This window comes from Acinetobacter sp. YH12058 (assembly GCF_013419805.1).
GTDB lineage: Bacteria > Pseudomonadota > Gammaproteobacteria > Pseudomonadales > Moraxellaceae > Acinetobacter > Acinetobacter towneri.
On sequence record NZ_VOZL01000003.1, the window covers coordinates 101,616 to 115,952 of the forward strand.

At 40.2% G+C, this 14,337-nt stretch carries 14 protein-coding genes; 8 read left to right on the plus strand and 6 right to left on the minus strand.

From position 1 onward, the window contains the following. Nucleotides 1-72: 72 nt before the first annotated feature. Nucleotides 73-450 (plus strand): fluoride efflux transporter CrcB, encoded by a 378-nt coding sequence (gene crcB, locus FTU09_RS03115; RefSeq protein WP_131260607.1) that lies wholly within the window; start codon nucleotides 73-75, stop codon nucleotides 448-450. A gap of 213 nt (nucleotides 451-663) precedes the next feature. Here the strand turns inward: crcB and FTU09_RS03120 are convergent, their stop codons facing one another. Further along, on the minus strand, nucleotides 664-912 hold the full coding sequence (locus FTU09_RS03120; RefSeq protein ID WP_004974599.1) for a type B 50S ribosomal protein L31: 249 nt from the start codon (nucleotides 910-912) through the stop codon (nucleotides 664-666). Between the two features lie 277 nt (nucleotides 913-1,189). Between FTU09_RS03120 and FTU09_RS03125 the strand changes: the two genes are divergently transcribed. Together FTU09_RS03125 and FTU09_RS03130 are read left to right on the plus strand one after the other, a co-directional pair. Then, nucleotides 1,190-1,471, plus strand: coding sequence for a type II toxin-antitoxin system RelB/DinJ family antitoxin (locus tag FTU09_RS03125; protein ID WP_136144463.1), 282 nt, complete (start codon nucleotides 1,190-1,192; stop codon nucleotides 1,469-1,471). Continuing rightward, entirely contained in the window at nucleotides 1,471-1,791 is a 321-nt protein-coding gene (locus tag FTU09_RS03130) for a type II toxin-antitoxin system PemK/MazF family toxin (RefSeq protein ID WP_131260605.1), read from the plus strand. Before FTU09_RS03125 ends, FTU09_RS03130 begins: the two co-directional genes overlap by 1 nt. Nucleotides 1,792-1,949: 158 nt before the next feature. Here the strand turns inward: FTU09_RS03130 and FTU09_RS03135 are convergent, their stop codons facing one another. The 3 genes from FTU09_RS03135 to FTU09_RS03145 all read right to left on the minus strand — a co-directional run bounded on the left by FTU09_RS03135 (nucleotide 1,950) and on the right by FTU09_RS03145 (nucleotide 5,258). Beyond that, nucleotides 1,950-3,248 carry an AarF/ABC1/UbiB kinase family protein gene (locus tag FTU09_RS03135; protein ID WP_004974602.1) on the minus strand — a complete coding sequence of 433 codons (1,299 nt, stop codon included), beginning with the start codon at nucleotides 3,246-3,248 and terminating at the stop codon, nucleotides 1,950-1,952. Between the two features lie 145 nt (nucleotides 3,249-3,393). Next, on the minus strand, nucleotides 3,394-4,758 hold the full coding sequence (locus FTU09_RS03140) for an MATE family efflux transporter (RefSeq protein WP_004974603.1): 1,365 nt from the start codon (nucleotides 4,756-4,758) through the stop codon (nucleotides 3,394-3,396). Nucleotides 4,759-4,796: 38 nt separating this feature from the next. Continuing rightward, complete coding sequence (locus FTU09_RS03145) at nucleotides 4,797-5,258, minus strand: DMT family transporter (protein ID WP_131260603.1); 462 nt, start codon at nucleotides 5,256-5,258, stop codon at nucleotides 4,797-4,799. Nucleotides 5,259-5,379: 121 nt separating this feature from the next. Here FTU09_RS03145 and hemW point away from each other — a divergent pair, with 121 nt between their 5' ends. The 4 genes from hemW (at nucleotide 5,380) to FTU09_RS03165 (ending at nucleotide 8,795) form a co-directional block, all read left to right on the plus strand. Further along, on the plus strand, nucleotides 5,380-6,534 hold the full coding sequence (gene hemW / locus FTU09_RS03150; protein WP_131260602.1) for a radical SAM family heme chaperone HemW: 1,155 nt from the start codon (nucleotides 5,380-5,382) through the stop codon (nucleotides 6,532-6,534). Between the two features lie 141 nt (nucleotides 6,535-6,675). Next, nucleotides 6,676-7,785 (plus strand): DNA cytosine methyltransferase, encoded by a 1,110-nt coding sequence (locus FTU09_RS03155; RefSeq protein WP_004974609.1) that lies wholly within the window; start codon nucleotides 6,676-6,678, stop codon nucleotides 7,783-7,785. Nucleotides 7,786-7,796: 11 nt separating this feature from the next. Next, on the plus strand, nucleotides 7,797-8,195 hold the full coding sequence (locus tag FTU09_RS03160; RefSeq protein ID WP_368856239.1) for an HpaII family restriction endonuclease: 399 nt from the start codon (nucleotides 7,797-7,799) through the stop codon (nucleotides 8,193-8,195). 81 nt (nucleotides 8,196-8,276) lie between these two features. Next, complete coding sequence (locus FTU09_RS03165; protein WP_179997389.1) at nucleotides 8,277-8,795, plus strand: DinB family protein; 519 nt, start codon at nucleotides 8,277-8,279, stop codon at nucleotides 8,793-8,795. A 194-nt stretch (nucleotides 8,796-8,989) separates the two neighbouring features. Here the strand turns inward: FTU09_RS03165 and FTU09_RS03170 are convergent, their stop codons facing one another. After that, nucleotides 8,990-10,813 (minus strand): acyl-CoA dehydrogenase C-terminal domain-containing protein, encoded by a 1,824-nt coding sequence (locus tag FTU09_RS03170; RefSeq protein WP_154320290.1) that lies wholly within the window; start codon nucleotides 10,811-10,813, stop codon nucleotides 8,990-8,992. 225 nt (nucleotides 10,814-11,038) lie between these two features. Between FTU09_RS03170 and FTU09_RS03175 the strand changes: the two genes are divergently transcribed. Next, nucleotides 11,039-13,429: a hypothetical protein gene (locus FTU09_RS03175; protein WP_180079533.1), complete on the plus strand. Its 2,391-nt coding sequence runs from the start codon at nucleotides 11,039-11,041 to the stop codon at nucleotides 13,427-13,429. Nucleotides 13,430-13,530: 101 nt separating this feature from the next. On the opposite strand, the gene aroE is transcribed toward FTU09_RS03175, so the two are convergent. After that, the gene (gene aroE, locus FTU09_RS03180; RefSeq protein ID WP_167846346.1) at nucleotides 13,531-14,319 is read right to left on the minus strand and encodes a shikimate dehydrogenase; all 789 of its coding nucleotides are present in this window, start codon (nucleotides 14,317-14,319) and stop codon (nucleotides 13,531-13,533) included. Between the last annotated feature and the right edge of the window lie 18 nt (nucleotides 14,320-14,337).

The following is a 14,337-nucleotide window of genomic DNA, read 5'->3' on the forward strand; positions in this document are numbered from 1 at the left end:
AGTGTGATCAGGTTTTAATTGTGCGGTGATGGTTCATTCATCTCACTTTTTTTCATTAGGATTCAAAACACAATGAATTGGCTTTTGGTAGCAATGGGCGGTGCAATTGGCGCAAGTTTACGTTATGCCGCAAGCCTGTATTTATTTAAATCGGCACAGCATTTTCCATGGGCAACGTGGTCGGTCAATCTGTTTGGCTGCTTTTTGGCAGGTGTATTTTTTGCATTGAGTCAGAAATATCCTGTGTTGCAGCAGGAAGCCCGCTTATTACTGATGGTAGGTATTTTAGGTGGCTTTACCACTTTTTCCAGTTTTAGTTTGGAAACTTGGCAACTCTTAAGACATGGACAGCAAGGTATGGCGTTTAGTTATGCGCTTTCCAGTGTGGTTTTGGGAGTGATGTTGCTGGGATTGGGTTTTTATGTGATTCAACAGTTTTTAAAACATTAGATTAGGGTCTGTACCAAATCAATCGTTGAGTAGAAAAATCCATTAGATAAAAATTATAAATAAAAAGAAGCCCAAGCTGGAGGAGAGTGCTTGGGCTTTGAAGATAGAGGATATCCCATCGTTTCGATGAGCAATCTTGCTATGTTTAAAATATAAAACAGAAAACTTAACTGAATATGAAGTGATTGTGAGATTTTGCAATAAAACTCAAGCTTAGCGTTTGAAACGTGCAAAGCGTTTGTTGAAGCTTGCCACACGTCCTTCATTGCTGGTTTGACGTTGTTCGCCTGTGTAGAACGGATGCGATGCGCTTGAAATATCCAAAGTCACATAAGGATATACTTTGCCTTCATATTCTTTACTTTGGCTGCTTTGTAAGGTGCTGCCAATCACAAAATAGGCATTGGCGTTGGTGTCGTGAAATAAAACTTCACGATATTCTGGGTGGATATTCGGACGCATGAGATTTCTCCAAACTAAGTGTATATTTAAGTAAATGTTATAACATAACATTTGATTTGGCAAATAAAACCCACATGCATTCTTTCTAGTGAGTTTTACATAAAAATTATCCAATCTTTTTCTAAACCCGTTGTATAAGGGCTTTCATTGAGGGAATAGTGTCTGCACAGATTAAATAATTTTTTCTATTTGAAGTGAAAAGGCATCGTAAGAACAAGTTTGACACGTGCCATTTTAAGGCATAAAATGGCATTTAGTGGTGTAAATGGAGCATATGATGACAACATTGGTAAAAAAACGGGTTCAATACACGGTTGATCAGGCAATTATGGAATCAGCAGAATACATTATGACAAAAGTTGGTCTGACGCCTGCCACTGTAATGAGCATGGTTTATGCTGAAATTGCACGAACTGGCAAAATACCTGTCACGACTCAGGTGAGTGACGAGGATTTGAATACAGCAAGATTAATCGCGATGAGCCATAATGTTCCTAGTGTAAAAGTGTCTAGCGCTGCGGATACTGCTGCTTTTTTAGAAGATGATGGCGGCTACTAATGACCCAACAACTCTATTGGGCTTATGTTGGCTTTACAGATATTGCCGAGGGTAAGACCAGACCTGTGTTGTATATTCGCCAAACGGACACCGACTATGTTGTATTTCGTTTAAGTAGTCAGTACGAAAATAAGTCTGCTTTTATTAAAAGCAAATATGTGGAAATTAAAAACTGGCAACAGGCTGGTTTAAAAAAGCCATCGTGGATTGATACAGTACAAACATATCAGCTGCCTATCCAAAAAACACAACTCACTTATATTGGACAACTGTCTGCCGATGATCTGGAATGCTTAATCAAACACCTTGAAATTCAATAATTTGAATTTCATCGTTTCAACTTGAATGAATCGGTTTAGATAACAAAAAATCCTCCTACATTTGGGAGGATTTTTTGTCTGGATTATAATTTTAGTTACGGAGCATAAAACAGATTGGGCTTTATTTTCAGCATCCTTTGCTGAGTCCAAAGTTGAGTCTAAGCTCGCGGTGGAACCAACTCCTCAAAAATATCATTTAAATTATCATGTACTTTTAAATGAATTAAATTCCAATAATGCCCTGAAACAGTTCGATTCACCATTAAGGTATCGGGAGAAGGCTTAAACACATCCCAATATTTCAATGAACTTTTGACCAACTCAACGCCATCATGATGGGCAGAATTTTCAGCAAAATCATAATGTGTGGTTAGCGGACGCATCAGCACTTCTAACCATTGCAAATATAAATCTTCAGGGAATTTACCCAATGCAGAAATTGCCTGCAGTGCATCTAGATGCTGTTCAATTTCGGCAATATCTTGCGCACGCGCAGCATGAATCAGTTGTCGAAAATGATGCACTACATCATTCGATAGAGTTTTGACGCCGCCGTAATCATAAATCACCACAGAACCATCTTGGCGGAACGCAAAGTTGCCCGGATGCGGGTCGCAATGAAAGCGTTTTAAATAAAAGATTTCTTGACCCATGGCACGCAATAAACGTCGTCCCAAAGTGTTGCGGGTACGCTGTGACCATGTGCTTGCCGTTTCTATATTTTCACCTTGTTCCAAACTTAAGGTGAGAATATGCCGCGAAGAATAGTCTTTAAACACTTGTGGGATAATAATTTTATCATCCAAAGCCGCGTGAAAGGTACGCGCTACTTCTAGGTTTTGTGCCTCAATCTGGTAGTTCAGCTCATTGTCTAAACTTTCCTGAATTTCCTGAAATAGACGGTCTTGTAATTTACGGTCTATTTTAAGTACACCCATTAAACGCAGTGCCAAACGGACTTGTTTCAGGTCACTTTCGCAGGCTTCATCGACCCCAGGATATTGCACTTTGACCACCACTTGCTCGCCATTGGGTAAAATGGCTTTATGCACTTGCCCAATAGATGCGGCTGCAAACGGAGTTTCATCAAAGTGTTTAAAAATTTTGTCGAGCGGTTTACCGAGTTCTTTTTCAACTTGTGCCTTAATTTCAGCAAAAGGCATGGCAGGTGCTTGGCGCTGTAATTTACTGATGGCTTTGGCAACTTCAGGCGGAAAAATATCTTTATATTGCGAGGCAATTTGCCCGACTTTCATCACCGCACCTTTCATTTCGCCTAAGGTATCAGCAATTTGGATACCAATATCCTGAAACAATTGGCTGCGTGCCGCATTTTTTTGTTCTTCATCTGCGGTGAGGTTTTTAATCGAGTTCGATACCGTTTTGGTTGCAATACTTGCTGTCATGCTCGCAAGTTTCATAAAGCGACGACCAGGTGTACGCGCCGTTTTTGCCATGCGATGTTCCTCAAGATCATCTTTACTATCTTTTGATCATAAGTGTTCGTGAGCAAAATGCCTACTTTTAATTGTTAAAGTATTTTTTGATCACAAGACCCACGTGCCAAAACGTATTTTGGCATGTAGGTGAGTAGGCTGAGGTTTATGCTGTAAATTGGCGTTCCAGTCGTTGATTGTTGAAATATAAACGGGTCAGAAGTAACACACAGGCAATGCTTAAACCGACAATCAGCCCGACCCAAACCCCTGCAGCGCCCATACTGCTGTAACGAGTTAAATACACGCCAATGGGGAAAGCCACAACCCAATAAGCAAGCATGGTAATCCACATTGGGCCCTGAGTGTCTTGCATGCCACGCAAACAACCTGCTGCGCTAATTTGCCATGCATCCATGAGTTGATAGGCAATCGCAAATAATAATAGAGACATCGTCACTTGCGCCACTTGCGGGTCGCGGGTGTAAATTGAAATGATTTCAGGACGGAAAAACCACATCAGCGTCATTGTAGAAAAGGCAAATACAGTTGCAGTTGCAAAGCCTAAGCCTTGTACTTTACGCATGGCGTGAATATTTTGTTCGCCATAATATGTGCCAATACGAATGGTCAGGGCAATTGCCAAAGACATGGGAATCATAAATAACTGAGATGTGACTGACATGGCAATTTGATGGGCTGCCAGTTTGGTTTCTCCCAAAGGACTGATCACAATGGCGGCAGTACTAAAAATACTCACCTCAAAGAAAATGGCTAAACCAATGGGCAGTCCTAATAGCAAAATGCGTTTAATCCAGACCGCATCAATCGCTTCCCATTGGCTAAATACCTGTGTGCTTTGATAGGCGCGACTTTTAAAAATATAAAATGCCAAAGTTATAAACATTAACCATTGCAAAATAGCAGTGGCAAAACCACAACCCGCACTGCCCAGTTCAGGCAGAGGCCCCCAACCATACATAAACATAAAGTTCAGTGGAACCAATAAAGCCAATGCCAACAGACTAATTACGGTCACAGGGCGTGGATAGCCCAGTGCTTCTGAATAACCGCGCAAAGCGGCATACATGGTCACGGCAGGCATCCCAAAACCGATGGCATGTAAAAATAAGCCTGCTTTGGGCTGTAAATTTTCAGGCACACCAAATAATGGCAATAGTGCAGGCATGAGCTGTAAAATCAGTCCTGCAATCACGCCTAAAATAAATGCAATCCATAAAGATTGACGGGCGATGGTGGCAATTTTTTCTGGGGTACGTGCGCCTTTGGCTTCGGCGACTAAGGGTGTGGTGGCAATCATAATGCCACTGAACAGCAGCATAATGGGCATCCATAAACCAACCCCAACGGCAATAGCAGCTAAGTCGGTGGCAGACATGTGACCTGCCATAATGGTATCAATCAGACCTAAACCTGCTTGCGCAAATTGTGTGACCAAAATTGGAATCATCAGTTGAAAAAGCTGTTTTAATTCAAAACGGGTCGTGGTCACAGAATGTATATTTGACACAAAAAATCTCAATGCCTGAGGTGCTTAGCGTTTGGGTATTAGCGTTGTAAAGTGAGAAGCACACCAATAAAAATCACCACGCTACCTAAAAGACGTTGCCAATTGATACTGACTTTTTCAGTGCCCAAGAACCCAAAATGATCAATCAGCATTGATGTGACCATTTGTCCAAAAATAATCACCCCAGATAAAGTGAGTAAACTTAGTTTTGGAGCACTATAAATACTCATGCTGATGGCATAAACCCCTAGACATCCGCCAATCCATAAATACCATGGGATGTTGAGCAAGGTGCTGAGGTTGGGTTTTTCGACTTGCTGAAAAAATACCAGTATGGCTAAAACTATTGTACCAACCAAAAAAGAGAAAAGGGCAGCTTGTAACGGAGAATATAAATATTCACGCAATTGGCTGTTGATTGCAGTTTGAAAGGCCATTGCAATCCCGATGCCCATCGCCAGTGGCAAAATTAAGAGTAATTGGCTGGATATCTTCATCATTTGCACATTTTTCTTATTTCATAGACTCTAGTCTAAAGCAAATTCTAGGGAATACATCAGTGTCCTGCTGTAGTCATGTTAAAATCTGTATCACTGTTTTGATTTTGCATTGAGTCTGTCTTTGAATCCACTTCAACCCATTGATATTCCTTTATCTTTATATATTCACATGCCGTGGTGCGTGCGTAAGTGTCCGTATTGTGATTTTAATTCACATGCTGTGCCTGACGGTAAGTTGAGTTTAGATTTAGAACAGGAATATCTACAGGCTTTGCTGGAAGATTTTAAAACTCAGACTCAGTTTGCGCAGGGTCGAAAAATCCACAGTGTTTTTATTGGCGGTGGCACACCTTCGCTAATTTCAGCACAGGGTTATCAATGGTTATTTACACAGCTGAAAGCCGTGCTTGCTTTTGAAGATGACTGCGAAATTACGCTGGAAGCCAATCCAGGTACAGTGGAGCATGATCCCTTTGCAGATTATTTGGCTGCAGGCATTAACCGTTTGTCGATTGGCGTGCAGAGTTTTAATACTGAGCATTTAAAAAAATTAGGGCGTATTCATTCTAATGATGATGCGATTGCCGCAATTGGCTTGGCGCGTGAAGCGGGCTTTCAGCGAATTAATGTCGATTTAATGCATGGCTTGCCTGAACAGACTTTGCAGCAAGCACTGCAGGATTTAAAACTGGCAGTGGAACATGGTGCAACGCATATTTCATGGTATCAATTGACTATTGAGCCTAATACTGTTTTTTTCCGCACTCAGCCAATTTTACCTGTAGATGATGTCTTGGAAGAAATTCAAGCGCAGGGTGAAGCCTATTTAACTGCGCAAGGTTTTGTGAATTATGAAGTGTCTGCATGGCGTAAAGAGTTGCCGTCTGCACATAATTTAAATTATTGGCAGTTTGGCGATTATTTGGCGATAGGTGCGGGGGCGCATGGCAAAGTGACTTTGCATGATGGTGTGTATCGCTTCCAAAAAACCCGTTTGCCGAAAGATTACTTAGCCAAAGTACCTGCGGAAAACTTGCAGTTTAAAGCAATTGCAGCCGATGAGTTGCCATTTGAATTTATGATGAATGCACTGCGCCTGAATGATGGGGTTGAGGCAAACTTGTATACTGCCCGCACAGGTTTAAACTTGGATGATTTGCAGGATATTTTAAATACATTGCGTCAGCGGCAATTGTTGCAGGATGATCCGAAGCGATTGGCATGTACTGCGCAAGGGCATGTGTTTTTAAATTCGGTGTTGGAAGCGTTTTTATGATTTGAGTTCAGCTCAGGCATCTGTCCTAACGCTTATCGAATATTGTGCTAGAGCGACAGCTTGTGTCTTGCACTGCATGCTATTTAAGGTAAATTTTGTTATTGTAATGGCTTTGTTATTGTATCGCCTTGAAGGTTTGAGATGAACTCTACTAGTCCAAAAGTTTTAAAGGCTCATGGTGAATTAGTGGTAAACAAAGAGGAAAACCTTTCCCTCTTTGAATCAATCCCTTTTTATCCAGAATACCCAAGTAAATTTAAATTTATTGACCTATTCGCAGGAATTGGTGGATTTCGGCTAGCGTTACAAAATCTTGGTGGCGAGTGCGTATTTTCATCAGAAATAGACCTATATGCCCAAAAAACATATTCCGTCAATTTTGGTGAAACGCCTTATGGTGATATCACTTTAGAGTCTACTAAAAATGCGATACCTGATCATTTCGATATTTTATGTGGAGGCTTCCCTTGTCAGGCTTTTTCAATTGCAGGTAAAAGATCTGGATTTGAAGATACACGCGGTACGCTATTTTTTGACGTTGCGGATATTATAAAACGGAAACAACCTAAAGCTTTCTTTTTAGAAAATGTTAAAGGCTTAATTAGTCATGATAAGGGAAATACACTTAAAACTATTTTAAAAACATTAAGAGATGATTTAGGTTACTACGTTGCTGAGCCTCAAATTATAAATGCTAAAGATTTTGGTGTTCCCCAAAATAGAGAGCGAATTTTTATTGTAGGCTTCCATAAAGATACTGGAATTCAAAATTTCTCTTATCCACAACCATTAAATAAAAAAACCTGTTTTGCCGATATAAAGGAAACTCAGGTTGTACCTACTAAATATTACTTATCTACACAGTATTTAGATACCTTGGAAAAGCATAAAGCTCGACATGAAAATAAAGGAAATGGTTTTGGTTACGCTATTATTCCAGATCACGCAATTGCCAATGCCATAGTTGTAGGTGGAATGGGGAGAGAGCGTAATTTAGTTATAGATCATAGAATTACAGACTTTACTCCAACTACTAGAATTAAAGGAGAGGTAAATCGGAAAGGTATTCGGAAAATGACGCCAAGAGAATGGGCACGGTTGCAGGGGTTTCCAGATCATTTCAAAATCGTGGTTTCAGATGCCTCAGCCTATAAACAATTTGGAAATTCTGTTGCTATTCCAGCGATACAGGCAACTGCAAAAGAAATATTAAAAGCATTGAAGATTGGTGAGTATGATTACAGCAAATAAGGGGGAATGGAGTGAACTCTATATTTAAATATTACACATCAACTCTTAATTCAGTTAAAGATATTTTTAATGAAATTTCTTATGAAAATCCAATGAAATATTCTTTTGAACATCAGCATCCTTTTTATCAGTTTAAAATTAAAAAATTATTGTGTGAAATAGCAATTGGAATGATGCCTGGTACAGTTTGGACAGGTAACGAAATTGATTCTACAGGTGGATATTTAGTAATTAAAGAAGATGGCGAGATCATTTGCTATCATCTGTATCATCGCCATGAATTTGAAGAGTATTTATACAATAATACAAAGTTTGAGATGGCAAGTAAAACCAAGCATGATTTTGGTCAATTATTTCTAAAGGACAATAAATTGTATCTGTCTTTAAATCTACAAATTCGCTTTAAATGATTAAAAATATATCTTTTATCTTAATATAGTTTGAACTTTTGATTCAATTTTCATAATAAAACTCAAATAGGATAATTTTAAATGGATTTAAAAACGTTTGAGTTACTTGCCCGCTATAATCTTTGGGCAACTCAAAAACTAAATCAGACTTTGCTATTGGTTTCAGATGATGATTTTTTTTTGGATCAGGGCTTATATTTTAAAAGTATTTTTGGCACTCTGAATCATTTGTTGGTTGGAGAGCATCATTTGTGGTTTCCACGTTTTGCTTTGCACCACTCACCAATTTTGCCATTAGATAGTACTGTGGAAACCAACAGAACACAGCTTGTTGAGCAACTTGAAAAGAAGGCTGAAAACTGGATTTATTTTTTAAATCAGGTGGATGAGAATGTTTTTCATCAAGAGCTGCACTATAAAACATCAACTGGCGTGGAGATGCACTTACCCTATGCTGCAACCCTAATGCATGTGTTCAATCATGCAACTCATCATCGTGGGCAAATTACCGCGGCTTTAACCGCAATGGGATATGTCTGTCCTGAGCTTGATTTAATTTATATGTTGCTAGAAGACAAGGCTAAGAAGCGAATTGAATGAAACGACTAGAAATTTTATGTCTAGTGATTTTAATTTTTCTGATTTTATATCTGATTCAGTGGGTATTTCATGGTTTTCCAACAGCACATTAAAAGTAATTTTAATTGATGTGTAGATTCGAGTACTGACTTTCTGAAGTAAACACCAAAAGAGCGCATTACGCGCTCTTTTGATTTACATCTGCTTAGAATATTTTAGTAGTCAAAACTAAAATGTTCTGGTGCTAATGCAGTCATGGTTTTAGATGGATTGACCATTGCTTCTGCATGACCTTGGGTACGTGGCAATAAACGCTCAAAGTAGAAATCTGCAACTTTGATTTTGGCTTTATAGAACTCAGGTGTTTCCTGACCATTGCCTTCAGCCAATTTGGTCGAAGCCACAGCCGCTTGTTGCGCCCAGAAATAAGCCATCATCACATAACCAGAGAACATCAAGAAGTCTACTGAAGCACTGGATACGATGTCACGGTCTTTACGTGCTGCCAACATAATGCGCACGGTTAATGCGTTCCATTGAGCACATAGCTTGGTTAAGTCCCATGCAAAACGACGCATGTATTTGTTACGTGCATGCTGACCACAGAATTTCAAAATTTCAGCGGTGTAGTCACGAATCACTTTACCTTTAGAGCTTAACAACACTTTACGACCAATCAAGTCGAGCGCCTGAACGCCAGTTGTACCTTCATATAAGGTAGAAATACGTGAATCACGTACAATTTGCTCCATGCCCCATTCTTTAATATAGCCGTGACCGCCGTACACTTGCATGCCGTGGTTGGCAGCTTCATAACCCATTTCAGTTAAGAAACCTTTTAAGATTGGCGTATAGAAACCTAAATGGTCATCATGCGCTTCAAAAGCAGCAGTATCACCACGCATTAAAGCGTCGTTCATTTTATCTGCCAATTGTGCAGCATGATAAATCATGGCACGACCACCTTCTGCTACGGCTTTTTGCGTTAAGAGCATACGACGTACATCGGCGTGGTGAATGATTGCATCAGCTACTTTTTCAGGGTCTTTTTTACCTGAAAGCGCACGCATTGACATACGTTCTTTGGCATACGGCAATGCACCTTGGAATGCCAATTCTGCATGGCAAATCCCCTGAATTGCTGTACCAATACGCGCAGTATTCATAAAGGTAAACATGGCATGTAAGCCTTTGTGTGGTTCACCAATCAAATAACCCACGGCATTGTCAAAGTTTAGGACTGCAGTTGCAGACGCGCGAATCCCCATTTTGTGTTCAATTGAGCCACAAGTGACAGGATTGCGTTCACCCACCGTACCTTCTGCTGTTGGCAAGAATTTCGGTACGATAAATAATGAAATACCTTTCGTGCCTGCAGGTGCATCTGGGAGGCGCGCTAACACAATATGAATGATGTTTTCAGTCAGGTCATGTTCGCCTGCAGAAATAAAGATTTTGGTGCCTGAAATTGCATAAGTACCATCAGCCTGCGGTTCTGCTTTAGTTTTTACCTGACCTAAGTCGGTACCGCATTGTGGTTCAGTTAAACACATGGTGCCTGACCAAGTACCTGCAACCAAGTGCGGTAAATAGGTATCTTTTTGCGCGTCTGTACCAAATTGCATAATGGTGTTGATACAACCCACGCTTAAACCTGGATACATTTGGAATGACCAGTTTGCTGTACCCATCATTTCAGATTTGATGAGGTTTAGCGACATTGGCAGGTTTTGACCGCCGTATTGTTCAGGGTAAGACAGACCTTGCCAGCCACCTTGCACAAATTGGTCATAGGCTTCTTTAAAGCCTTTCGGTGTGGTCACATTGCCATTTTCAAAATGACAGCCTTCTTCATCGCCTGATTGATTAAGAGGAGAAAGTACATTTTCACAGAAATCTGCTGCACCTTCCAAAATCATATCGACTGTATCTGCGTCCGCAAGTTCACCGTTAGAAAGATTTTTGTAGTGGGTCGGGTAATCAAGCACTTCGTTCATTAAGAAACGAATATCGTGTAATGGGGCTTTATATGCTGGCATAGTCTTAATCCTAATTTAGAAATAGTTTTGGATTATCTGTATCGATATGTTGATTATTCACACTCATGATCAAAAAACATTGATAAGAATAGCGAATAAAAATGTCAGAAATGCGAATAGTGAAAATTATTCACCTTACAAAAACGAATGAAGTGTTATGTTACAATGTATCATAATCTATATGTTTGAACAGACCAATCTATAATGAATATAAGGTGTTTAGCAATGAAGATACAATTAAAATATTTATCTTTATGTCTTTTTAGTTTAGCTGCTACAGGTTGTTCGCAGCATGTCATTAAGACCAATTCCAATCAGACGGCAAGTATAGAACAAAAGGCAATTACAGGGTTAAATGCCATCTTTGAAACGCCAAGTTATGACTTTCAGGGCAAATTACGGGTACAGAGCAATTTAGTTGAAGCAATACCAAAAGTAGCGGATGCTGCTCCTGCTACACTCGATCCTGTACTTAAAAAGCAATTAGATCAGTATTTAAAACAGCAAAAAGTCCGTTTAAGTACACAAGAAAAACAAAACTTATATACGGCAATGGCTAAGGAACAAAACTCTGCTTCCTATGCTGCAGGGGCAATCGAAAAATCGAGTCCTTTTAATTTTGTGTTGAATGTATTGAATGACACTCAGTTTAGCTACGATGGCTCGGTGCATTATCGGCAAAAAATTGCTGCTTTGAATGTGGCAGCACGTTATGAAAAACCGACACTTTTGGTGCAAATGAAAGTACCGATGGTGGTCGATTTTAATGAATATAAGTTCTATACCAATTATTTTTCTTTGTTGCCTTATTTGGTAAATAAAGATAGTCAAAATGACTTTGCCTATATCGACTTTTCTAAATACAAAGCCGATTTTGAGCGGATTAAAGTGGCACAATTTGCCGAATACTTAAAAGCCATGAATGCGGTGCCGTATGTATTGGCAGATTCTAAACATATTCAAAAGTTATCTTTAACTGCACAAGACCGTCAGCAAAAAATTAGTGAAAAAATTCGTTTGAACAGTAGTTTGGAAGATATGTTGCTGCAGCTTGCCATGTTTGATCAGGTCAATGCACCGTATTTGCAACAGACCGTATTGGGGCAGGCGACCACAACTGAAGATGCTACTGAGCAAGTTGAAACTACACAAGATACATCAGCCAAAGAAAGTGCTGAAGACTACTTAAAACACAATGAAACTGCTGAAGATTATGGTATGAGCCAAGAGGCTTTTGTGGCTTATCAAGCCACCCTTGCTTTGCGTGATTTGGTCAGTCAGAAGTTTTATGCAACTGAAACGACAGCGAATAACGCAGCAGATTATTCAGCAGATACTCGTGAAGATGCCACGCTTGCGGCTGAACAAGCCGTTCAGGCAGCGGCTGAGCAGGCTGAAGATTCAGCAACCACCGCAAGTATGCTAAGCGAACAAGACTGTCAGCGTTTGATCGAAACAGCAAAAACAGCCAAAGTCGGGGATTTAACCTACTGTGCTTATGCCTATGAATTAGAAGCATTTAGTCCAAATCGTGCTGAGCAGGCACAATCGGTATTGGATGAGCACTTTGCTTCACCGCAAGAAAAGCTAGCTAAAGTTTTTGAACCATATCGTTCGGAACAATTGGTCGATGCCGCTGCTTTCGCAGCTTTGTGGCAAAAACATCAGGCTGAAATTCAACAGATTATGAATGCTACACCTAAAGATAAAAAAACACCGATGCAAATTGATGTGGCTTTAGATGATCAGGGGCGTGCTGCAAAAATTGATTATGCACTGCAATTTAAACGCGAAAATTACGGCACAATTCATGTGTATAACGATGTCAGCATTGCGAATTATGGGCAAGCCAGCAAAATTGACCGTAGTGCGCTGCGTCAAGCCAAATCCATTCAAGAAGTTAGTAAAGACTCAATTTTAGAAAAATGGGTGACAAATTTAGGGCGTACCTTGGAGCAGGAAACTGCAGAAAATAAAGATAAGACCACTGCAAAACCCGCCTTAAGTTATGATGAAGAATTAGCGCAGTTGGCACAAAAAACCTATCAACAAACAGAATCTTTTAGTCAGACTTATCAGACTTTATTTTTAGTGCACATGGCAGCAGAGCAAAGTGCGTGGGTAAAAAATCTTAGTCCACAAACCTTGCAGGAAATGGCAGAAGTGTATGCCTATTGGTTTAGTGATGAGCGCTACTATGACCCGAAAGGTACGGCGCTAAAACGGATTGAAGCCTTACAAGCCAAGCATCATTTAGAAGAAGATGAGCAATTTAATAATGCAATTGGTCGTCGTATCAATAATTTGACTGAAGATGCAGTCGATGAAAATAAAGTCGCACTTGAATGGCGTAAGCTGAAACAGCAATACAAGCAACCACAACAGATATTTGCTCAGCAATATTTAAAAGCCTATGAAGCAGCTTATGATTGGGATGTGCCTGACTTGGAGAATTTAAAGAAAACGGCACACATTTTGGGGCAGACGTATGTTGATCGTCAGCAGGGCAAATTGAGCCAAAATTCAATTCGCACTTTAACTGAAGATCAGGCTGAACAGATTGATTATGAGTTATATATGGATGTGTATGAAGATATGCAGAAATTTGTAAAATAAACCGTGGGTGAAAATGGGCAATCAGCGTTCAACAAGATTGCCCAGTTTAAATAAAAAAATAGCCCTTTGCTGCTCAAGGGCTATTTTTATTTGGTGATGATTTAGAGGAAATCTTTTAATTCAGGTTTCACGCCATTCCAAATATAAAAAGATTCAATCGCCTGTCCGACCAGCATGCCAAAACCTTCCGATGTCGGTACGCCACGCGCTTTGGCTTGTTCTAAAAAGCTCGAAGGTTTGCCATAAGCCATTTCATAAGCAAAATTAAACTGCAAACACTCAGGCAAGGTGAGGGCATCTCCCGTTAAGCTGGCAGACGTCGCATTAATGGCTAAATCAAATTGACCTATTAAATCGGTAAGTGCCATGGCTTGTAATTCTGCTTGCGGTACGGCAGCTTGTAGGTCAGCAACCAGTTGTTCAGCACGGGCAAGGGTGCGGTTGGCAATCACAATTTTTTTTGCGCCTGCTTGTACCAACGGATAAATTACCCCGCGGGTTGCACCACCAGCGCCAATAATCAAAATATCACTGTGCTCTAAATTCCAGCCCAAAGCACGAATGGCATCAACCAAACCCTGACCATCGGTATTGTCGCCATGCAAAACACCATCTTGCATCCACAAGGTATTGACTGCTTTGGCAATTTTGGCACGTTCGGTTAATACGCCACATTGGGCAAATGCTTGCTCTTTAAAAGGCACGGTTACATTCATGCCTACACCGCCCTGATTAAAAAAGTCTGCAACACTGTCTCTAAAACCATCAAGAGGGGCAAGGCGTTTGCTGTATTGCAGGTCAATGCCTGTTTTTTCTGCAAAGGCATGATGCAGTTCAGGAGAACGTGATTGTTCAATTGGGTTGCCAATCACGGCAAATTGTTTGCGCATTTGCCAAAATCCATGTGC